Raw genomic sequence first — 21873 nt, forward strand, 5'->3', positions numbered from 1 at the left:
AATTAAATAAGGAGAGAAAAATGAAAAAACTAATGTTTTTATTGGTTTGTACTGCAACTTTATCTTTTGCAGCAAAATATGATCCAGTTAGAGCTGAAATGTTATCATTGTCATGTGTAAATTGTCATGGAAACAATGGTAAATCTGTTACTACAATTCCTAGTATTAGTGGAACTAAAGATTATCTTTATAAAACACTACTTAACTTTAAAAATGGTAAGAATGTAGATGGTACAACTTATATGATGCAGAAGCATACTAAAGGTTTTAGTAATGAAGAGCTTGAGCAACTTGCATACTACTTCTCACAAATTAAATAAGCAAAGGAGTTTAAAATGTTAAATAGAAGAGATTTCGGAAAAATACTTTTAGGTGCTACTGCACTATCTTTTGCTGCTTGTAATAGTTTAGTTAGCCCAGAATTGGCAACTTTACCACAAGAGAAACAAAGAGTTGTAATAGTTGGTGGTGGTTTTGGTGGAGCAGCTGCTGCTAAATACTTAAGAAGATTTGATAAAAATGTTGAGATTGTTTTAATAGAAGAGAACAAAGAGTACTACACTTGTCCATTTAGTAATGCAGTTATTGCTGGTATGGAGAAAATGGATTTTATTAAGCAAGATTTAAATGCACTAAAAAACAAACACGATGTAAAAGTAATCTATGCAAAAGTAAAAAAAGTTGATGGTGCAACAAATAGTGTTATCTTAGAAAATGGTGAATCTATTAGCTATACAAGAGCAATTGTAAGCCCTGGAATTGATTTTAAATTTGAAAAAGGTTATACAGAAGATAACCAAAAATATGCACCTCATGCTGTAAAAGCTGGAGAGCAAACTACTATTTTACAAAAACAACTTGAAAATATGAAAGATGGTGGAACTTTTGTAATGGTAGCACCTGCAGACCCTTTTAGATGCCCTCCTGGACCATATGAAAGAGTCTCTTTAGTTGCATACTATTTAAAGAACAATAAACCAAACTCTAAAATAGTAATTCTTGATCAAAAAGATAAATTCTCTAAACAAGGTCTATTTACTCAAGGTTGGAAAGAACTTTATGGAGATATGATTGAGTGGAAACCAGCTCAATTTGGTGGAAAAGTTGTAAGCGTTGATCCAAAGAAAAAACTAGTTGTTACTGATGATGGTGATGAGATTATTGCAGATGTTTTAAACTATATTCCAAATCAAAAAGCTGGTCAATTAGCATTTGATTCAGGATTAGTTCAAGGTGATTGGTGTCCTGTACATCCAAAAACATTTGAATCTAAACTTGTAAAAAATGTACATGTTATTGGAGATGCTTCAAATGCAGCACCAATGCCAAAATCAGCATTTAGTGCAAGTACACAAGGAAAAGTTGTAGCAATGCAAATTGCAAGAGTATTAGCTAATAAACCAGTTATAAACCCTCCAAAACTTGCAAATACTTGTTATAGTTTATTAAGTCCAAAATATGGTATTTCTATTGCAGCTGTTTATAATGCTCATGATGATCATATTGAGAGTGTTAATGGTGCTGGAGGAGTTAGTCCAGAAAGAGATCCAGATGGACATATTAGACCACTTGAAGCACAATATGCTTATGCTTGGTACAAAAGCCAAACTGACGATGTATTTAAATAATACTTCAAAGCTAGAAGTTCAAACTTCTAGCTTTTTTTAATTTAAAAAATCTACCTTTTTTGAATTAAATCTTCTACTAAACTCTAAAACTTTTATATCTTCATTCTCTTTTATTTCGCTTCTATTTCCTAAAGAGAGCATTATAGAGTTACTTTCATAAACAGCACTTATCATTCCAGAGCCATATTTATTATCTTTTGTAACTTCAAAAACTCCATTTGTAACTCTTCCTAAAACAGCCTCTACTCTTCCATCTTTTACTCTAAACGCTTTTTTATTTTTACAAATTATAAAATCATGATAAAAATCTCTTTCACCTTGAAGTTTTTTTGCTATTGGTAAAAGGAAAATATATGCATTTATAACTGCTGCCAAAGGATTTCCTGGAAGTGATAAAACAATAGATTTATTCAATTTTCCAAGCATCATAGCACGACCTGGTTTTAAATTAACGCCATGATAAGCAATATCTAATCCACATTTAAAAAATGCTTCAGCTAAAAAATCAGCCTCCCCCATAGAGATTCCACCACTTGTAATAATTAAATCAAAATCCTCTAAACTCTTTATAAAATCTACAGATTTTTCAAAACTATCTGGAACAACTCCACAATAAGTAGCATCAAATGAGTTCTCTTTTAATAAAGCAATGATTGAACTTGCATTACAGTTATAAATCTCATCTTCACTTGCATTTTCCCAAGGCTCTTTTAACTCATTTCCTGTTGATATAACAGCTATTTTAATTTTTCTATAAACTTCAATAGCATTTATTCCTTGAGAAGCTAAAAGTGCGATAGAAGAAGAGTTTATCTTCTCTCCTTTTTCTATAATTACATCACCCTCTTTTAACTCTTCACCTTTAAATCTAATATTAGAATTTAATTTTAAATTTTTTGGCACTTCTACACTAAAACTATCTATTTGTATGCAATTTTCTATTGGAATTATTACTTCAATACATGAAGGAACTTTAGCTCCTGTCATAATCTTATAACACTCTCCAAGATTTAAATCTTTAAAATCTCTTTTATCACCAGCAAATATAGTATCAACTATTTTTAATACTTTTCCACTATCTTCAACTCTACAAGCAACTCCATCCATTGCTGAGTTATTAAAAGATGGAAGATTTTTTTTACAAACAATATCTTTACTAACAACTTTTCCTAAAGAGTCAAAAGTGTAGGCAACTTCTCTTTTTGAAATAGAGTTTACTATCTCAAGACTTTTTTTGCACGCTTCATCAAAATTTAAATATGTTAAACTCTTTTTCATATAAACTCCTTACTCAAAACTTCTTATCTGCTCATATTTTTTAAAAATCAGATTTACAACTTTATTTATAATCTCTTCTTCATAGTTTTCATTAAAACTAAAACTTAAAGCATTTCTACTAATACTCTCTTCAAAACCCATAGCTTGAATAACTCTTGAAGGTTTTGATAAGCCCAAACTACACCCTTCACCATTTGATAAAAATATATTTTCAAATGCTAAAGTTCTTATAATCTCTCTTGCTTTTATTCCTTTTAATGCTATATGAAATGAGTTATTTAATGTATTTTTATTATCTACAAAATAGTATAAATTATCTTTAAACTTATCTTCCAATTTTTTTATAAAAATATCTTTTATTTTAATATCTTTTTTTATATTTTTATATGATTTAAAACAAGAATATATAGCTAAACTATCTGTAAAGCCAATATTTAACTGCTCAAATCCATCATTAAATAGTAAAACTCCACTTAAAAAATATCCACAAAGTTTATAGTTATCAAAATATATAATATCACTAAATTCACAAAAATCTGCACTTGCATTTGAGATAATTTTTGCATTTGTTAAAGTTTTTAAACTCTTTAAATCTGTTTTTAAAAATGTATCCATAACATAAGATGAGATAAAAATATAGTCAAAATCATCACTTTTTAACTTATCTAAACAAACAGTTCCATCTTTATTTAAATCTAAATAAGTAACTTCAAAACCTAAGTTCTCATACATTTTACAAGCATCTATTAAAGCTTGAGATTCTCCTAGACTAACTGCTATTTTTGAATTAAGCTCTAAAAGAAGAGCCAAAAAACCCTCTTTTGAAAAAGAGAAGGTTTTTAATTTTTTAAAACAAAAATAGTTCAAAAACTCTTTACAAAGATTTTCAAACTCAAAATTAGTAGATAAACTATCTAAAGAGTAGTTTTTATCTATATTTAAATCTAAGGGATTGTATTGTAAAAAGTTTAATCTAATCAACTTTTACTCTTGAACTATGCGTATAAATATTCATTCTATGCTCTCTTGCAAAACCAACTAATGTAACTCCATGTGAAGAAGCTGCTTTAATTCCTTCAAATGTAACAGCTGCTTTTGACACAACTATTGGAATTTTATGCATTACACACTTTACAACCATCTCATTTGATAACCTTCCAGTTACATATAAAATAGATTTTCTTATATCTTTTTTACTCATTGCTGCAAGTCCAACAACTTTATCAATAGCATTATGTCGTCCAATATCTTCAGCTTCAAATATAGTTCTATCTTCAAGAACAATTTGTGCTTTATGAACACAACCTGTCTCATCAAAGAGCTTTGAGGATTTATTAAATTCACTCATCTGTTTTAAAATTTGACTAGATTTTACTTGATAGTTTGTCTGCACAAAAGAGCAATCAAAACTTAAATCAGCATTTCCTGTAACTCCAACACAACATCCAGATGTTAAAGTTTTTTGTTTAAATAGATTTTCATATGATATTGAAGAGATATCAGCCTCAACATAAACTTTCAAACCATCTTCATCTATTTTTAGTGATTTTATATCATCAATAGTAGAAATAACTGCTTCACTTATTAAAAATCCAACTATATGAGCATCTTGATGCTCTTTTATAGTCATAATAGAGATTAGTTTTTCACCATTAAGATAAAAATCTATCTTCTCATCTTTTATTACAAAATCCTCAAAACTCTCACATTTATCTTCAAAAAATTTATCTACAATAACTTTTTTAGAGTTTGTTTTATCTTTTTTTAAAAAAGAGAGAGAGTTATCTCCCTCTTTAAAAAGAGCTGTCATCTTTTTACCTTCTCTTTTTCTATATCAGCTAACACATCTGGAGCTAACTGTTCTAAATACTCTCTTGGATATTTTCCTGTAATCAGACCTTTTAAGTTACCTTTTACAGCAACTAAAGTTGAATATACAAAATCCATTAAGAAGAACATTATTAAAACACTTGCACCAAAGTGCGTATATAATAGCGCTCTTTTAAACTGTATAAATTGAGCATTTGTATATGCATCTGGATGAATAAACCAAATTAAAAATCCACTAAATAGCAACCCTGCTCCCATCATTACAAACACAATGAAAATAACTCTTTGCATTGGTTTATATCTTCCTGGAAGAGTAATTTTAGCTATTAGACTATTTTTTGATAAGATTTTTAAATCCTTAAACGCAATTATGCTCATCAATAACCAAATAGGAAACCATATAAGTCCTGTAACTTCATGAGTACCTCTTAAAATATATGGAATATAACCACCCTCGCTTCTTAAACTCCAAGTTATATTAAAACCTGTAATAATTAAAGCTAAGATAATTAATACATTTAACCAAATTATTGCTCTATGAACTAATGAAAAAACTTCAACCTGTTCATTTGGTCTTGTGATTTTTGCCTCTTTTCTACCACTTATTGTGTACATTACACAAAAAATAGCAATTTCAGCAACAAAAACCCACCAAATATATAGTTGTCTTTCATTACTTGCTCTTATAATCTCAGGAGCAATAGCTTCATAGTTTGGTCCAAATGCTCTATTTACCATCTCTTTGTAGTGTGAATCTGCTGGAGTTAAAATTCCATCAATATTCCCACCCGTTAAAATATGGATTGTGTACTTAATTAAGTAACCCCAATCTATTATCATTAAGAAATTAATAAATATAAATCCAACAACTCCAAGACCTAGAAGTGTAAAGATATATGCCCTATTTCTTTCAAAAAATGAGCTTTTTTCCATAAATTATTCCTTACCAACCATAAGAATCAGTAGCAATTCCTTTTCCTTTATGTACAGCTCTATATGTTTTAATTAAAGCAACTTCATTTGCATCTCCTACAAGTAAAGCTTTAGTTGAACACATTGAAGCACACATTGGAACTTTTCCTTCACTAATTCTATTTTGTCCATATTTTTTATACTCTTGTGGTGAATTTGTCTCTTCAGGACCTCCTGCACACATTGTACATTTATCCATTTTACCTTTTGTACCAAATGCACCATCTTGAGGAAACTGAGGCGCTCCAAAAGGACAAGCAAATAGACAATATCCACAACCAATACATTTGTCTTTATCGTGTAAAACAATACCATCTGTTCTTATATAAAAACAATCTGTTGGACAAACTTGTTGGCAAGGAGCGTCATCACAATGCATACAAGCCATTGATATTGAAAACTCTTTACCTACAACACCTTCATTTATTGTAACAACTTTTCTTCTATTAACACCAACTGGAATCTCATGAGCCTCTTTACAAGCTACTACACATCCATTACAGTTAATACATAGGTTTTCGTCACAATAGAACTTCATACTTGAAAAATTTATATTACTACTCATGACTACTCTCCTAAGCTCTTTCTATTCTTACAAGTGAACATTTAGTTTCTGGACAAGATGTTTGTTGATCAAAACCATAACTTGTTACTTGTGTTGAGTTTTCACCCATTGCATAAGGTGCTGTTCTATCAGGATATCTATATGTTAGATCCTCTCCACTCCACCATCCAGAGAAGTTTTGTGGTAAGAATACAGAGTTTTCATCAACTCTTAAACTAACTTTACATTTAATCTTGATTTTTCCACCACCAGTTCCATAAACCCACATCATTTCACCATCTTTAATTCCAAGATTTGCTGCCATATTTGGATGTAATTCTCCATACATTTCAGGGCTTAACTCTGCAAGATAGTGCGATGCTCTAGTTTCTGTTCCAGTTCCCATATGCTCAACAACTCTTCCAGAAACAACATTAATTGGATAATCTTTTGTCCAATCTTGCTCTTTTTGTTTACTCTCATATGTAACATCAACTCTAAAGTGGTTAGTTTTATCTTTAGTAGCTGGATATTTTTTAACTAAATCTTGTCTAAATGAGAAAATTGGTTCTCTATGTTTTGGAATTGGATCAATAAATTCCCAAACAATAGTTCTTGCACGAGCATTACCATAAGGAGCAAGTCCAGCGGCAAGTGCATATTTAACTAAAATTCCACTATCATCATTTTTCCAGTTTTTACCTTCAACCAAAGCTTTCTCTTTTTCACTTAGTTTGATTCCAGCTAACTCTTCAATATTTTTAGCAGTTATCTCATCATAACCACCTTTTACTCTTGAACCAACAGGTGCACTTCCTTTTGAACTTAATAAGCTAACACCATCTCTTTGTGTTCCAAATCTTGTTCTAAATCCCATACCACCTTGAGATACTGGAAGATTTATATTATATAAAACAGGGCTTCCTGGATGAGATTCATCCCAACAAGGCCATGGTAAACCATAATACTCTTTTGCAAATTTTCCTGTACCTTTTATTGAAGATGAGTTAAATAGATGCCAATTTTCTTGGTGAGCTTTCAATCTTTGTGCAGTTCTTCCTTGCATTCCAATTGTTTTTAATGCTTTTGCAATCTCATTTGTTGCATCTTCTGGCCATTTGAAACTATCTTTTTTACCCATACCTGCAATAAATTCATTATAGAATCCCATTCTTTTTGCAAAATCAAATAAAATATCATGATCCGCTCTTGCTTCATATAAAGGTTCAACTACTTTACTTCTCCATTGAGCACTTCTTCCAGTGTTTACAACAGTTCCTGAAGTTTCAACTTGTGAAGCAGCAGGTAGTAAATATAAGTTATCCTCTCTTGTTGTAATAACAGCAGCATCATTTACATAAGGATCTATAAATACAACTAAATCTAACTTATCTAAAGCCTCTTTAACTCTTTTTACATCAGTAACAGTTGAAATACCGTTTCCAATACAAACAAGTGCTTTAATAGCTGTTCCACCATTGTATTTTTCGTTAATCTCTTTTAGAACTCCATCTGCAAATAGTGAAAGTGAGTTACCTTTTGATTCCATTAACTCTTTAGATTTAAATCTTCCTTTTAGCCACTCATAATCAACTTTCCATTGATTTGCAAAGTATTTCCAAGAACCTTCAGCTAAACCATAATATCCTGGCAATGTATCAGCCAAACATCCCATGTCTGTACTTCCTTGAACATTATCATGTCCTCTTAGAATATTACATCCACCACCTGGTTTTCCTACATTTCCTAAAATTAATTGCATTATTGAACCAAGTCTTGTATTAGATGATCCAATTGTATGTTGTGTCCAACCTTGATTCCAGATTAAACATCCAGGGTTTGCACTTGCATAAAGTGTTGCAGCTTGGATTAAAGTCTCTTTTGGAAGTCCTGTAATATTTTCAACATTTTCAGGTGTGTACTCCTCACACTCTTTAAATATCTCTTCTATTCCATAAACTCTATCTGCCAAATATTTTTCGTCATACCATTTATTCTCTCTAATTAATCTAATCATCCCATATAAAAAGGCAATATCAGTTCCTGGTCTAATTCTGCAATAAAGGTCAGATTTTGCAGCAGTTTTTGTAAATCGTGGATCTACTACGATAATTTTTGCACCATTTTGCTCTTTACCCTTTAAAATATGTTGCATAGCAATAGGGTGGTTATCAGCTGGGTTTGCACCAATTATAATAATAGCTTTAGAATTATGCATATCTCCTAAGTGATTTGTCATAGCTCCATATCCAAATGTATTTGCCACACCGGCAACTGTTGGACTATGTCAAATTCTAGCTTGGTGATCTATGTTGTTTGTTCCAAACATAGCGGCAAATTTTCTAATATAATATGCCTGCTCATTACTAACTTTTGCTGATCCTAAAAACATTACTGAATCTGGACCAAATTTCTCTCTTAATTCCATTAATTTACTAGTTACTTTACTCATAGCATCATCCCAAGAGATTCTATTCCATTTTCCAGCAACTTTTACTGTTGGGTACTGTAATCTATTTGTAGATCTGATTTTATCAATCATATCTGCACCTTTACAACAGTGTCCTCCATTACTAACAGGGTGATCTTGAGCTACCTCTTGTCTAACCCAAACACCATTTTGAACCTCGGCAATCACACCACATCCAACTGAACAATGCGTACAGATAGTTTTAATTAATTTTGAACCTGGAAATGGATTTCTTACTTCCTCTTCCGTAGCATCTCTTAAAACTTTATTTGTATTTGCAAAAGCAGATGTAGCAGTGAAAGCAGTTGCTAAAGAAGCCATTTTTAGAAATGTTCTTCTACCAAAGCTATTTGCTCCCATTCTATCCTCCTTTTAAAATTTTAACTTATTTTGCAGCAGTGTAAAACTCTTCCCAAGCTGCTGTTTTTTTATAAAGAATCTCTTTTTTATTAGATCTTCCCACAACTACGCCGTTACCTTTGTTACTACCAGCACCTCTATCTTCTCTTTCAGTTGTAGCTGCTGTTGCAACAACACTTCCAGCCAAAACAGAACCTGCTATTGCAGCTCTTTTGATAAATTGTCGTCTTTGCTCTAACTCATCACTCATGATAACTCCTTTTTTTGGTTTAGGGTAAAAAGCCCCTCTAAAATCTCCTAAAGATTTTAGAGCGACTTTTTAATAAATTTTATTTAATCCCTAAATAACCCTTTTCAAAATCAAAAAAGCTCTCTAAAATCAGACCGACATTTGAGTATATTTCAGATTTTGTTGCCATTAATTTATAGGCTAATTTATCCATATACAGCCCTAAAACTTCATCAAAAAGCTCTTTTTGAAGATTCTCTTTAATATTTTGATTTATCTGATTTTCAATTAAATAAGAACTTAAAGTAAATACAAATCCAAAATGATCCTCTTGAGCTTTAAAAGAGCTCTCATCTCTTCTAATTTTTGTTTTTGCTAAAATATCTTTTACTCTTAATTGCATTATCCCACCCTCTCTCTCTTCGTGGTACCAAGAGATTCCAAGAGGAACAAACTCTCCAAAAGGGACTAAAAACAAAGATTGATACTCTTCATATAAAATATTTTTATTATTACTATTTAAATAGTTTAAAATATTAATTGAAGATTTTTCAACAATTTGACTAAAAGAGTTTTGACTTAAAATAGTTAAAGCCTCTTTTATCTCTTCCTCTTTTGTTTTTGCATACTCTTCTACAAAAAGTAAAGATAGAAGGTTATATATAAAAGCTCTTGCTTTATCTACATCTATATTATTCATTTTAACTCCTCTCTTATCATAACTTTTGGTTTACATTCATCACAGCAGTAAAGTGTTCTTTTTTTAGCTTCACTTGTTTTTGCAAAAATTGGTGCCATGATAGATGCTATTTTTTCAATAGCTTTTGTTGTTGCAAACTCTTTTCCACACTCAACACATGCAAAAAGTTTATCTTTTGCTAAAATCGACTCTTGAAACCAAGTAGGATTAAGCTCTAATTCATCATTTTTTAGTGTTAAACAATCTTTTTCAGGACAAACAAGCTCACAATATCCACAGGCTGTACATAAAGATGGATTTACTCTTAAAGTAAAATCAGATTGATTTGCAAATAAAGCATCAACATTACAAGCACCAACACAAGATAGACAAAGAGTACAGTTTGCTTCATTTACCAATACTCTTGCATAGTGAATATTTGGACCTGTTTTAACAACTCCTAAATCATCATTTCCAACAATTTTTTGAAGTCTTTGAGAGAAAACTTCTCTTTTTTTCATATCACTTTGATTAAAGTTGTAGTAAGAGTTCTCTATAAACTCCTGTTTTTGTAAAGCATCATTTAACTCTTCTTCATTTGATACTAAATAAACAGCTATTTTTCCATATTTTTTCAAATATATATCATTTACAATTCGAACACTCTCAAGAGTTCCTTTTGATATATCATTTGAAAAATAGATAAGTTGTGAACCACTTACTTGAAGATAAGTTAAAAGCATAGTTTCATCAAAAATATCTCCAACTACAAAAAGAGGTAAAACACCCTCTTTTAAATCTACATTTATATTTTCAATATTTGCTTTTGAAGAGATTATCAAAGGTTTTGTATCTTTATAAAACAAAGAGATTTCATATAAACTATCTCTTGAGGTATTAGCACTATTTAAAGAGCCACTTGGACAAACGCTTACACACTCTCCACATGCAATACAATCAACTAAAGAGAAAACTAATCTTCTACTTTTTTCATCTTTTGTAATAGCATTTGTAGGACAAACTTCAACACACTTTGCACAAACTTCATCTTTTCTTTCGTGATATTGACAAATTGATTTATCATAAGTGATAGTTTTTTTAAAAGAGTAAGTATTTAAATTTTTTCTTACAATATCTAAAGTTTTTTCAATGCTTAAAATATTTGGCTCATAAACTCCAGCTCTTTTTTTTGTTAAATTTTCATTAAACCAAACAATTTGAGATGTTTTTAAAATAATATCTTTATTTCCACCATCAACAACTACCTCAAAATTACCAATAGAGTTTTTTATCTCTTTTATAAGTTTTGATTCAACTTTATAAAGATCAAACTCATCTTTATTTAGATTTTTTGAAAAACTATTAAACTCTTCTATATCATCATAAATTATCATCAAACTATTTGATATTTCAATATTTTCTTCAAAATCTTGAGCAAAATCAAATTTAACACCATTTATCTCATAAAGTTTTAATACATTTTGAATCTTGTTTGATAGCTTATCTTGTGAATTTTTTATATAAAAATCTATCTCAGAAGCAATAAATTCAGACTTTACATCATGTGAATTTGATATCAAAAAGTTTTTACCTTCAATATCATTTAGACTTGTAGCTACTTGGATTTTTTCACTTAAAGGGAAATCCAACCCATTTTTATTGTAGTATATAAACTCTTGCATAACCTATGCCCTTAATTTTTAGTAAAAAATATTTTACCATATTCTATATATAAAGAAGTTAAATAAAACTTAATTTATTAAATATATAAAACATCATATAACAAATAGACTGAGAGTTTTAAACTCAAATAATGTAAACTTATGAATGGTTAAAAAAGTTTTATTTGTAATGCTTATTTTTATTTTAATATATACTCTTAATAGTGAAAAATCTTATAATCAAGAAAATATATTGATTGCATCTTCTATACCACAAAGTGGAGCTTTAAAAGATTGGGGAGAGTCAGTTTTTGAAACTACAAATAGTTATTTTAAATATGTAAATGATAATAACTTAATAGAAAATAGAAAAATATTTTTTAAAGCTTTAGATGATAAATATGAACCCGATTTAAGTTACGAAAATATACACAAACTATCAAATGAGAATATTTTAGCTTTTTATGGAATAGTTGGAACACCTACAAACAGTAGAGTAATCTCAATTATAAAAGAGAGTCAAATTCCATACTTTGCACCATTTTCAGGGGCAAGTTTCTTAAGAGATAACAATTTTTCAAATATTGTAAACTTTAGAGCATCTTATAAACAGGAGATTGAATCCTTAATAGATTATGTTGTAAATAAAAAAGGATTAAATAAAATAGCAATTTTTTATCAAAATGATGAGTATGGAGAAGAGGGATATATTTCAACTTTAGAGGTTTTAAAAAATAAGAATATCTCTTTTATATCAACAGGAACTTATAAAAGAAACACTCTATCTATAAATCATGCATTTAATGAGATAAAAAACTCTAAACCAGAAGTTGTAATAATGATTGGAGCTTCAAAAGCTAGTTCACTATTTATTCAAAAAGCAAAAGATGAAAAGATTTTTCAAAATACTATTTTTTGCAACATCTCATTTAGTGATGCAAACTCGATAGTAAAAGAGCTAGAAGCTTCAAATATCAATACAAAAAATCTAATTTTTTCTCAAATAGTTCCAAACTATGATGATAAATCTTTAAAAATTGTTCAAGAGTATCAAAATATAATGAATAAATATTCAAACAATTTAGAGTTTGGTTTTATCTCATTTGAAGCCTTTTTATCTTCAAAAATTTTGGTTGATGCTATAGTTAAAAACATAGATAACTTAAGTAAAAAAAACTTTATTAATAGTTTAAAAAATCCATCAAAAGATATTTTACATGAGATAAAACTAGAGTTTAAAAATAGTCAACTTTTAAATAAAATCTATTTATATGAGTACAAAAATGGTAAATTTCAAGAGCTTGTAAGATGAAAAAACTACTTAAATATTTTGATACACTAAAGTTTTCATATAAAGCAAACTTCTTAATTTTTATTATTGCTGGTGGGATGATTTCAATTATAGTCTTATCTCAAATCTCAATATTTATTTTAAAAGATGATTTTGACACACTTTTTGATAAAAGAACAAAAAGTTTAATTAAACTTCAAACTATTAAAGACTCATACAAAATTAACATTCAAGACACACTTACTGAATTTGAAAAAAATAGTCTAAGCTATGAACAGACAATTGAGGTATTAAATATAGCTAAGGAGATTATTGAGAAAAATTGGAGTGAGTATAAATATAGATTAAACAAAGATTATAATAACTCAATATTATCAAAGATAAAAACCTATTTTATAGATTCAAATCACTATAAAAACCAATATATAAAAGAGCTAAATATTGAAAATATTGATAATAAAATGGTTGATATTTTTAGCTCAATTGAAAAATTAGATAAAAAAAATAGCAAAGAGTATTTTACAAATATAAATTTTAATATAGACTCAATTTTTGTATATTTAGGAAGTCTTGTAAACTATGATTTAAATCTCGCAATAAATGAGAAAAGAGATACTGATAATATTTTTAAATTAGTTACAATATTCTCTTTTATCTCCATCTTTTTTGTTGTATTTTTTACAATTATCTTATCTTTATTTATCACTTTTCACTTTAGAAAATTGTACTATTTGCAAGAGAAAATTGTTGAAAAAAAGACAAAAGAGCTAAAAGAGTTAAATAACAATTTAGAGCAAAGAATTAAACTAGAAGTTGCTAAAAATAGAAAAAAAGATATTATTATGTTTCAACAAGCAAGATTTGCAAGTTTAGGAGAGATGTTAAATAATATTGCTCATCAATGGAGACAACCTCTTGGTTCAATTACAATGATTATTCAAAGTTTTCAAACAAAAATGAGAGTAAACAAACTATCACCTGAGTTTGTTGAACAAAAAGTAAAAGATGCCCTACTTTTAGCACAAAATATGTCAAATACTTTAGATGATTTCAAAAACTTTTTTAGTCCAAATAGATCAAAAAATAGCTTTTTTATAAAAGATTGTGTAGAACACTCAATTGAATTATCAAAATATTTTTTAAATAAAGAGAGCATAAAAATAGATTTAGTTGTAAAAAAAGATAGACAAATTACAACTTTTTATAATGAACTTTCTCATATATTTTTAAATATAATCTCAAACTCTAAAGATGCTTTAGTAAGTAATGTTAATAAAAATGATAGAATCATAAAAATTATCGTAAATAGCAAAAAGAGTTTTGTTTTTGTTAATATTATTGATAATGGAGGTGGAGTTCCTGATGATATTTTGCCAAAAATATTTGAACCCTACTACACAACAAAATATAAAAGTGCTGGAACTGGAATTGGTCTTTATATGTGCAAACAGATTGTTGAAAAACATTTAAATGGTGAAATATCTTGTAAAAATATAAAATTAGAGGTAGATAAAAAGATATTCAAAGGAGCATCTTTTACAATTACAATACCAATATTTGAGGATAAAAATGAGTAATAATTTAGAAATTTTAAAAGATTTCAATATTTTATATCTTGAGGATGATGAGAGTTTATTAAAACATACAAAAGATGTTTTAGAGGATTTTGTAGCAAATATTTATGGTGTTAAAACAACTGTTGAAGCTATGAAAATTTTACTTGAAAAAAGAGTTGATGTAATTATTAGTGATATACAACTAGAGAATGAAAATGGTATTAATTTTTTAAAATATATTAAAAGTAAAAATATAAATATTCCTAGCATCTTAACAACAGCTCACGCGGATACAAACTATTTAATAGAAGCCATTAAATTAAAAGTTGAAAACTATCTTATTAAACCAATAGATATAAATGAACTTCTGGATAGTTTAGTTGATGTTCTACTTCCAAAAATACAAGAAAAAGAGTTGAAAAAAAATGAAAATATTATCAAAACTATTGGAGCAATTACAGATAGTAAACAAGTAGAGATTGTAAAATATATTTTCAATAATCTTGATGAAAAAAAACAGTTTTATGCATCTTATAGTGAAATTATGGATAAATTTTCTATTTCTAAACCAACTTTGATTAAGCTTTTTAAAGATTTAGCTGATAAAAATATTTTAATAAAAATTGCTCATAAAACTTACCAATTTGATGAAAAGAGCTTAAATGATTGTTAAAATAAAAGCTTTTTATAAAATATTTGGTCCAGGAATTTTAATGGCAACTGCTGCTATTGGAGGTTCTCATTTAGTATCTTCAACTCAAGCTGGAGCTTTATTTGGTTGGAGTTTAGCTATATTTATACTTTTAATAAATTTTTTAAAATACCCATTCTTTTTAGCAAATGTACAATATACAATGGCTACAAAAAAGAGCTTAATAGAGGGTTATGCATCTTTAGGAAATGGCTGGTTGTGGCTTTTTACAGTTTTAGCTGTAATTGCTGCTGTTGTAAATACTGCTGCTGTTTCAATGTTTGCAGCAAGTTTGTTGGGATATTTTATTCCTATAAAACTAACTATTTCTCTTCTTAGTTTTATAATTATTTTTTCTTCTCTACTTATCTTAATTGCTGGGAAATATACTCTTTTAAATAGTGTTGCAAAGATAATTATGATAACTCTTAGTATTGCAACAGTAGTTGCTGTTGTTATGGCTGCAAGTAAAAATGTTGATCCAGCTTTAGCTGATGATTTTATATCTCCATCTGCTTGGACAATTGCTAGTTTAGGGTTTATTGTTATTCTAACAGGTTGGATGCCAGCACCTATTGAGATATCAAGTATTAGTTCTATTTGGTTAAAAAATCAGATAAAACAGACAAATATAAACGCAAAAAATGCTTTGCTTGACTTTAATGTAGGATTTATAGCAACTGCAATTTTAGCTCTATTTTTTCTAGCTTTAGGAGCTTTAGTTTTGCACGGAAGCGCTTATGAGTTTAAAGATGGAATAGCATTTTCTCATCAACTAGTATCTATGTACACATCTGTAATTGGTGATTGGTCAAGACTTCTAATAGCTTTTATAGCATTTGCTTGTATGTTTGGAACTTCGATTACTGTTATTGATGGTTATGGAAGAGCCGTTGCAGAAGCCTTTTCGTTAATTAGAAAAAACAGATCTGCTTCAAATAGAAGTGTTGCTGTTTGGACAGTTTTTATATCAATTATTGGATTTTTAATTATAAGTTATTTTGCAAGTTCTATGAGAACAATGCTTGATTTTGCAATGATATTATCATTTACAACAACGCCTATATTTGCATTTTTAAACTATAAACTTGTAAAAAGTACAAAACTTCCAAAAGAGCTTCAAAATGGGATCTTTTTAAATCTTTTATCTATTTGTGGATTGATATTTCTTTTTGGATTTTTGATTCTGTTTATTATTTATAGATGGTTTGGATTTTTAATTGGTTTGTAATATTTATATAATTTTTTAATCTTCATTCGATTTTGTAGATATCTCTACAGATTCTTATGAAGTTGTTTTAATTTCTTTTAGATTTAAATCAAGCTTTGGTTTTGCATGTAAAAAAAAGTAAAATATTTTTTACTATTGTTTAAATAAAAATTTAAAATTGCTTATGTATAATGTATAGTTTTTTAGAAAATTTGAAAGATATTATATGAACAATGAATACAAATTAACAAAATTTGTTCAAGCTGCTGGTTGTGCTGCAAAGATGGGTCCGGGGGATCTAAAACAAACTCTTTGTAATCTAAACAACAAAGATGAACAAGTTTTAGTAGGTTTTGATACAAGTGATGATGCTGGAGTTTTTCAAATTGATGAAAATCTAGCTTTAGTTCAAACTGTTGATTTTATAACTCCAGTTGTTGATGATCCATATGTTTATGGACAAATTGCTGCTGCAAACTCACTTAGTGATATTTTTGCGATGGGAGCAGAAGTTAAAACAGCTTTAAATATTGTAGGTTTTGATAAAACAAATATTGCAAAAGATGCTTTAGCTTTAATTCTAAAAGGTGGCAATGATAAGATTAGAGAGTGTGGTGGTGTTCTTTTGGGTGGTCATACTATTGAAACTCCTGAGATGTACTATGGTCTAAGTGTTACAGGAGTTATAAATCCAAAAGAGATTATTAGAAATAATAGTGCAAAAGCTGGTGATGTTTTAATTCTTACAAAACCTCTTGGTATGGGAATTTTAACAACAGCTATAAAAAGAGATTTAATAGATTTAAATTTAACAAAACATTGTGCACAAATTATGGCTAGTTTAAACTATATTGCTTCAAAAATCATGAGAAAATATAAAGTAAGCTCTTGTACAGATATAACAGGATTTGGACTTTTAGGTCACGCTTTTGAGTGTATAAATGAGAATATCTCTTTTTGTATATCTTCAAATGAAGTGCCTTTTGTAAAAGAGGCTTATGATTTAGCAAAAAATGGTGTTCTTCCAGGTGGCTCAAAAAGAAATATTAAATTTATGGAAGATAAAGTTTTATATAAAGATGGTTTAGATGATACTATTAAAGCAATTCTTTGTGATGCTCAAACATCAGGTGGTCTTTTAATAGCAATGAATAAAGATGATGCAAAAGAGTTTGTAAAAGAGCTAGAAGATTTTAGTTTTGGATATGCAAAAATTATTGCAGAGGTTATTCCAAGAGGAAAAAAAGAGATTATTATTAGTTAATAACTCTCTTTTTTTATTAACTCATCATATAGTTTAGTAGCTTTAGATATCTCCTCTTCTGAAGCTTTTCTTCTACAAGAGAGATAACCTTTTAAACCATCGCAACTCTCAAAAGGGTAAACAGTTGCAAAAACCCAATAGTATCCACCATCTTTTCTTGCATTTTTTACATATCCAGTCCAAATTTCTCCTCTTTTGACATTTAAACCTCTTTTCTAAACTTTTTACTTTTTGCATCACTTAATAGTTTTTGAGCAAGTTTGGATACAGTTTTTGAAATAGAGCTTACTTGTTCAGATTCAATAGCATTTTGTTTTGTAACACTATCTAATAAAACTACAGCTTGATTTATCTGTTCAATTCCAAAAATCTGCTCTTTTGAAGCTTTTGAAACATCTTCGATAATATCTATAGTTTGACCTATATTGTTATTTAACTCTTCATAACCTTTTATCATATTTGAAGATATAAGCTTTCCATCATCTGCTTTAAGTGTTGCCTCTTCAACCAAAGTTTTTATTTTTTTAGCAGCTTCTGCACTTCTATTTGCTAAGTTTCGAACCTCCCCAGCAACAACTGCAAAACCTTTTCCAGCCTCTCCTGCTGTTGCAGATTCAACTGCTGCGTTTAAACTTAAAATATTTGTTTGAAATGCTATTTGATCAATTATAGTAATTGATTCATTTATGGCTCTTATTTTAATATTTATATCATCCATAGAGTTAGCAGTTTTTTTTGCCAAATCTTCTCCAACAAAAACTGATTTTTTAACAATTTGTCCCAAATTTGCCATTTTTGTAGCATTTTTTGTATTTTCTCTAGTTATATTTGTAATCTGTTCTAATGATTTTGTAGTTTGCTCTAATGAACTTGCTTGTTCACTTGTTTTTAATGCTAAATTATTCATTGAAGATGACATAAGTAAAGAGTTCTCTTCTAAAATATCTCCATTTTCAAAATTGTTTCTTGCGCTATTCTCTAAAGTTTTACCAAGTAAATTGATACTTTCCATCAATAATCTCATCTGGTCTTTATATTTATCTATAGAGTCTATACTATCTGTGAAATCATTTTTTGTATAACTATCTACAACTTTTAAAATATTTGAAGTAGCTTCATCTATACTAGCTAACATATTATTAATAGTATTTTTTAATGTAAAAATAGTTGGATTAGAGCTACTTGCTTTTATTCTACAGTTATAAATTCCTTGTTCAACTTTATCTGCTGTTAATACAAGTTCGCCTAAAACTCTCATATCATCTTTTACACTTTTATCAACTCTTTTTATCTCTTTATTCCATGATTGAAACATTAAATCTAACTTTTTATTTCCAGTTGATTCAATATAATCAAACTGATTTTTTTCGTGAGATATAAATTTAATAAATTGATTAAAATAGTTATTAATTGTCTCTAAATCTCTATTTGAAATTGCACCAAACATAAAACTCCTTTATGGATCTATATTTTGAAATGTTATTGCAATAAAGATTTGTTTAGTAGCCTTATAATGTTATTTGATATTTAATTTGATATTTGAAATGTAAAACAAGGACGATAAAAAAATTTCAATAATTTAGGAGCTTTTTATGGCAAGTAAAATATAAAATTTATAAAAAAGATATTCAAAGAGCAAAAGAGCTATTAAAAAGTTAAAATTATATTATAAATTCATATATAGAGTATTCAGAAAATATGAAAAGTAATTTAAAAAATAGTTTCTCAAACAAAGATAGTGATAAGATTTTAGTAGATGTTTTAAAGAGCTTTGAAATAGAAGAGAAACAAGAAAATGAGAAACTACTTATCTCTTATTATATTTATGAAAATGATAAAAAAGATGAAGGAAAAAAGAGTAAAGATGCCTTTTTATATGCTGGGTATTTAGTTTTTGAGTTTAAATTAAAAGATGAGTTGCTTTATAAAATACAAATTGATTATATGAATATTGATACAAGTGATATAAAAAGTAGAATGAGTTGTGCTATTGAGTCGTTTTTGACTATTTAATAGACTATATTAACTTATTCCAATATAGAAAAAATATATCATCAAAAAGATAGTCCAAGCTAAAATTCCAATTACTGCTATCCCTTTTACTCTGTTCATTTTATCTTTCCTGTGATAATTTAAAGATGATTGTACTAAAAATTTCTTAAATATCTATTTTTTATTCTTATAAGCAAAAGGGAAAAATAGTTTATGTGGTTTTTTGAAAATCTCAATTATTAAGTTTTTAATAAAAGAGAAAAAGTTACCAAACTTGGTATCTCTTGACAATAAAGATACTTTTAATGCTAAAGTAAAACTTACAATTAAATTTACAAAACCTATTAGTAAAACACAAACTAGATAGTATATAAAAAGAGTTACAGATATATCAAAATGCATTGATGTATATCCTAAATATGCGCTTGAAAATGCAACATGCGAAATATCAAGTGGAAGATTTAATAAATATCCAATAAAAGGTGTTATTCCCAAAAGAATACCAAAAAAGAAGTTTCCTAATATTGAACCATAATGCTCATGCAAATATGTTGCAAATTTTTCTCTATATTTATCATTTATTAGTTTTTTTAGTAAAGGTTGATGATAGTATCTATCTTTTAACTCCAACAAATCAGCTCTATTGTCAAAATAACCAGAGATTAATCCAGATAAAAAGAGCCATACTCCAGCAATTGCTGCATAAAATAGTGCTATATTTGGTTCAAGATTTTTTAAATAGTATTTTATATCCTCATCATCTAAAATTATATAACCATTTTTTATAGCTAAATAAGATATCAAAAATGCTACACTTATTGCTAATATTACATTTCCAGCAATTGCTGAAAATTGAGAACGACTAACTTGAAATATTAAATCAATAATCTTTTTTTGATTTGCCTTATTCTCTTCATCTTGCTCTATCTCTTGAGCTAGTTTTGATGCTGTCATAGCTGGTTGTTTTGTAGCAACAGTAAAACCTAAAATATGTATAAATACAAATCCTAAACCATAATTTAAACTACTTAAAACTGTTTGAGTTCCTATTGAAAATCCAGCTTGGGTGATATTGATTTTTATAAGTGCCATAATAGCTATTATAACTCCAGCTCCAGCTGCACTAAAAAACATTTTAAAATAAGCTTTTAAATCAGTTGCTATATAGTGTTCACCATGTTCACTTGTATAGTTTGTAACACTTCTTGCTACAATTTTTATTCCCTGTTTATATAGATCTATTAATGAATTTTTTTTACTATTTTCTACAACTGATTCTTTAAAAAAATTTACAAAAATTTCATTTGAATCTTTTGTATCAAAATGTTTTATTAACTCTATTATATATTCAACTCTTTTTATCATTTGAGTTAATCTTTCAAGTTGATATGTTAAATCTATTGAAATGCCATTATGAAGAGATTTTCTTTTTAAAGCACTCACTTGCTCATAAGATTGTTGCAATAAAACATCTAACTCCTCTAATTTTGATTTTGTAATTTCAATATTCACAAAATCTGATTGAATAGTTGCTATATATGATGCTATATCTCTTTGTAGTGCTATAAAAGCTGAATCTTTATTTAATATCTTTTTATCAAGCCTAATAAAATTTGAATCAAACTCTTCAGCTGCTATCCAAATAGATAAAATTTCAAGTGCATCTAAAAGTTCATTAAAAAGATGATTTTTTGTTTTTGCTATATTTTTTGAGTTATTAAATAGAGCTTTAAAAAACTCTATCCATATACTATTTTCAATAGAACAAACCCATTTAAAATCATCTTTTTTATTAAATATAGTTCCAAAAATATAGTTTAAATCACCTTTTTTTGGTGGATTTGGTAGAAATTTATTATAAAATCTCTCTCTTGCTTCATAAGAGAAGTAGTTGCTTGATAAAATCCCAAAATTAATAATATTTGTAGATATTTTTGATTCTATAAAAACTTGATTTATAGAGTTTGATATGTTTTGTGCCAACTCATCTTTTGAGTTAAAAAAATCAATAATCTTATTTATTGACTCTAAACTAAAAGTAATATCATCTTTACTTTTTGGTCTAATAAAAGAGATAATATATTTTAACTTATCAATAATATCAATATCTTCACTACAAATACTCTCTAATAACTTTTTAAAATTTTCATCTATATTCAAACTAAACCTCAATCTTTTTATCTAAAGCATTATAATTTAAAGTTTATTAGCTTTGGCT

At 28.1% G+C, this 21873-nt stretch carries 18 protein-coding genes and 2 pseudogenes; 8 read left to right on the forward strand and 12 right to left on the reverse strand.

All coding sequences use genetic code 11. The features are described 5' to 3' along the window. Window positions 1-20 precede the first annotated feature (20 nt). On the forward strand, window positions 21-320 hold the full coding sequence (locus tag CRU94_RS05330; RefSeq protein WP_066161147.1) for a c-type cytochrome: 300 nt from the start codon (window positions 21-23) through the stop codon (window positions 318-320). A 15-nt stretch (window positions 321-335) separates the two neighbouring features. Next, window positions 336-1628 carry an NAD(P)/FAD-dependent oxidoreductase gene (locus CRU94_RS05335; RefSeq protein WP_129105773.1) on the forward strand — a complete coding sequence of 431 codons (1293 nt, stop codon included), beginning with the start codon at window positions 336-338 and terminating at the stop codon, window positions 1626-1628. Between the two features lie 36 nt (window positions 1629-1664). On the opposite strand, the gene CRU94_RS05340 is transcribed toward CRU94_RS05335, so the two are convergent. The 9 genes from CRU94_RS05340 to CRU94_RS05380 all read right to left on the reverse strand — a co-directional run bounded on the left by CRU94_RS05340 (window position 1665) and on the right by CRU94_RS05380 (window position 11672). Beyond that, window positions 1665-2906, reverse strand: coding sequence for a molybdopterin molybdotransferase MoeA (locus CRU94_RS05340; protein WP_129105774.1), 1242 nt, complete (start codon window positions 2904-2906; stop codon window positions 1665-1667). A gap of 9 nt (window positions 2907-2915) precedes the next feature. Further along, entirely contained in the window at window positions 2916-3887 is a 972-nt protein-coding gene (locus CRU94_RS05345) for a cysteine desulfurase (RefSeq protein WP_129105775.1), read from the reverse strand. Then, on the reverse strand, window positions 3880-4716 hold the full coding sequence (fdhD, locus tag CRU94_RS05350) for a formate dehydrogenase accessory sulfurtransferase FdhD (RefSeq protein WP_129105776.1): 837 nt from the start codon (window positions 4714-4716) through the stop codon (window positions 3880-3882). Before fdhD ends, CRU94_RS05345 begins: the two co-directional genes overlap by 8 nt. Beyond that, window positions 4713-5669, reverse strand: coding sequence for a cytochrome b/b6 domain-containing protein (locus CRU94_RS05355; RefSeq protein WP_129105777.1), 957 nt, complete (start codon window positions 5667-5669; stop codon window positions 4713-4715). Before CRU94_RS05355 ends, fdhD begins: the two co-directional genes overlap by 4 nt. 10 nt (window positions 5670-5679) lie before the next feature. Then, window positions 5680-6273, reverse strand: a complete 594-nt coding sequence (gene fdh3B / locus CRU94_RS05360; RefSeq protein WP_066161170.1) for a formate dehydrogenase FDH3 subunit beta — start codon at window positions 6271-6273, stop codon at window positions 5680-5682. A gap of 10 nt (window positions 6274-6283) precedes the next feature. After that, complete coding sequence (locus CRU94_RS05365) at window positions 6284-9082, reverse strand: molybdopterin-dependent oxidoreductase (RefSeq protein ID WP_129105778.1); 2799 nt, start codon at window positions 9080-9082, stop codon at window positions 6284-6286. A gap of 25 nt (window positions 9083-9107) precedes the next feature. Further along, complete coding sequence (locus CRU94_RS05370) at window positions 9108-9332, reverse strand: twin-arginine translocation signal domain-containing protein (protein WP_129105779.1); 225 nt, start codon at window positions 9330-9332, stop codon at window positions 9108-9110. A 79-nt stretch (window positions 9333-9411) separates the two neighbouring features. Continuing rightward, window positions 9412-10011 (reverse strand): TorD/DmsD family molecular chaperone, encoded by a 600-nt coding sequence (locus CRU94_RS05375; protein WP_129105780.1) that lies wholly within the window; start codon window positions 10009-10011, stop codon window positions 9412-9414. Further along, window positions 10008-11672, reverse strand: a complete 1665-nt coding sequence (locus CRU94_RS05380) for a 4Fe-4S binding protein (RefSeq protein ID WP_129105781.1) — start codon at window positions 11670-11672, stop codon at window positions 10008-10010. Before CRU94_RS05380 ends, CRU94_RS05375 begins: the two co-directional genes overlap by 4 nt. 145 nt (window positions 11673-11817) lie before the next feature. Here CRU94_RS05380 and CRU94_RS05385 point away from each other — a divergent pair, with 145 nt between their 5' ends. The 5 genes from CRU94_RS05385 (at window position 11818) to selD (ending at window position 17663) form a co-directional block, all read left to right on the forward strand. Beyond that, window positions 11818-12963 carry an ABC transporter substrate-binding protein gene (locus tag CRU94_RS05385; protein WP_129105782.1) on the forward strand — a complete coding sequence of 382 codons (1146 nt, stop codon included), beginning with the start codon at window positions 11818-11820 and terminating at the stop codon, window positions 12961-12963. Continuing rightward, window positions 12960-14519, forward strand: a complete 1560-nt coding sequence (locus tag CRU94_RS05390) for a sensor histidine kinase (protein WP_129105783.1) — start codon at window positions 12960-12962, stop codon at window positions 14517-14519. Before CRU94_RS05385 ends, CRU94_RS05390 begins: the two co-directional genes overlap by 4 nt. Further along, window positions 14512-15171 carry a response regulator transcription factor gene (locus tag CRU94_RS05395; protein ID WP_129105784.1) on the forward strand — a complete coding sequence of 220 codons (660 nt, stop codon included), beginning with the start codon at window positions 14512-14514 and terminating at the stop codon, window positions 15169-15171. Before CRU94_RS05390 ends, CRU94_RS05395 begins: the two co-directional genes overlap by 8 nt. Further along, complete coding sequence (locus CRU94_RS05400) at window positions 15161-16420, forward strand: NRAMP family divalent metal transporter (protein WP_129105785.1); 1260 nt, start codon at window positions 15161-15163, stop codon at window positions 16418-16420. The genes CRU94_RS05395 and CRU94_RS05400 overlap by 11 nt, the downstream gene beginning before the upstream one ends. A gap of 205 nt (window positions 16421-16625) precedes the next feature. Next, window positions 16626-17663 carry a selenide, water dikinase SelD gene (gene selD / locus CRU94_RS05405; RefSeq protein ID WP_129105786.1) on the forward strand — a complete coding sequence of 346 codons (1038 nt, stop codon included), beginning with the start codon at window positions 16626-16628 and terminating at the stop codon, window positions 17661-17663. Here the strand turns inward: selD and CRU94_RS09720 are convergent. Both CRU94_RS09720 and CRU94_RS05415 read right to left on the reverse strand, forming a co-directional pair. Then, window positions 17660-17863: pseudogene (locus CRU94_RS09720) on the reverse strand (PAS domain-containing protein); the annotation flags it as partial. The gene selD and the pseudogene CRU94_RS09720 sit on opposite strands and share 4 nt — an antisense overlap. A 2-nt stretch (window positions 17864-17865) precedes the next feature. Further along, window positions 17866-18435, reverse strand: a pseudogene (locus CRU94_RS05415) (methyl-accepting chemotaxis protein); the annotation flags it as partial. A gap of 926 nt (window positions 18436-19361) precedes the next feature. Between CRU94_RS05415 and CRU94_RS05420 the strand changes: the two are divergent. Continuing rightward, window positions 19362-19676 carry a hypothetical protein gene (locus CRU94_RS05420; protein ID WP_129105787.1) on the forward strand — a complete coding sequence of 105 codons (315 nt, stop codon included), beginning with the start codon at window positions 19362-19364 and terminating at the stop codon, window positions 19674-19676. 153 nt (window positions 19677-19829) lie between these two features. On the opposite strand, the gene CRU94_RS05425 is transcribed toward CRU94_RS05420, so the two are convergent. Further along, window positions 19830-21815 (reverse strand): site-specific recombinase, encoded by a 1986-nt coding sequence (locus CRU94_RS05425; RefSeq protein ID WP_164966570.1) that lies wholly within the window; start codon window positions 21813-21815, stop codon window positions 19830-19832. Window positions 21816-21873 lie beyond the last annotated feature (58 nt).

The sequence above is a fragment of the Arcobacter sp. AHV-9/2010 genome, from assembly GCF_004116575.1.
GTDB classification, from domain to species: Bacteria; Campylobacterota; Campylobacteria; order Campylobacterales; family Arcobacteraceae; genus Aliarcobacter; species Aliarcobacter skirrowii.

What these genes read in the sequence shown, in the direction of transcription:
- CRU94_RS05330 (WP_066161147.1), top strand. Translation starts at nt 21, where the DNA reads ATGAAAAAACTAATGTTTTTATTGGTTTGTACTGCAACTTTATCTTTT.
- CRU94_RS05335 (WP_129105773.1), top strand. Translation starts at nt 336, where the DNA reads ATGTTAAATAGAAGAGATTTCGGAAAAATACTTTTAGGTGCTACTGCA.
- CRU94_RS05340 (WP_129105774.1), bottom strand. Translation starts at nt 2,906, where the DNA reads ATGAAAAAGAGTTTAACATATTTAAATTTTGATGAAGCGTGCAAAAAA.
- fdhD (WP_129105776.1), bottom strand. Translation starts at nt 4,716, where the DNA reads ATGACAGCTCTTTTTAAAGAGGGAGATAACTCTCTCTCTTTTTTAAAA.
- CRU94_RS05355 (WP_129105777.1), bottom strand. Translation starts at nt 5,669, where the DNA reads ATGGAAAAAAGCTCATTTTTTGAAAGAAATAGGGCATATATCTTTACA.
- fdh3B (WP_066161170.1), bottom strand. Translation starts at nt 6,273, where the DNA reads ATGAGTAGTAATATAAATTTTTCAAGTATGAAGTTCTATTGTGACGAA.
- CRU94_RS05370 (WP_129105779.1), bottom strand. Translation starts at nt 9,332, where the DNA reads ATGAGTGATGAGTTAGAGCAAAGACGACAATTTATCAAAAGAGCTGCA.
- CRU94_RS05375 (WP_129105780.1), bottom strand. Translation starts at nt 10,011, where the DNA reads ATGAATAATATAGATGTAGATAAAGCAAGAGCTTTTATATATAACCTT.
- CRU94_RS05380 (WP_129105781.1), bottom strand. Translation starts at nt 11,672, where the DNA reads ATGCAAGAGTTTATATACTACAATAAAAATGGGTTGGATTTCCCTTTA.
- CRU94_RS05385 (WP_129105782.1), top strand. Translation starts at nt 11,818, where the DNA reads ATGGTTAAAAAAGTTTTATTTGTAATGCTTATTTTTATTTTAATATAT.
- CRU94_RS05390 (WP_129105783.1), top strand. Translation starts at nt 12,960, where the DNA reads ATGAAAAAACTACTTAAATATTTTGATACACTAAAGTTTTCATATAAA.
- CRU94_RS05395 (WP_129105784.1), top strand. Translation starts at nt 14,512, where the DNA reads ATGAGTAATAATTTAGAAATTTTAAAAGATTTCAATATTTTATATCTT.
- CRU94_RS05400 (WP_129105785.1), top strand. Translation starts at nt 15,161, where the DNA reads ATGATTGTTAAAATAAAAGCTTTTTATAAAATATTTGGTCCAGGAATT.
- selD (WP_129105786.1), top strand. Translation starts at nt 16,626, where the DNA reads ATGAACAATGAATACAAATTAACAAAATTTGTTCAAGCTGCTGGTTGT.
- CRU94_RS05420 (WP_129105787.1), top strand. Translation starts at nt 19,362, where the DNA reads ATGAAAAGTAATTTAAAAAATAGTTTCTCAAACAAAGATAGTGATAAG.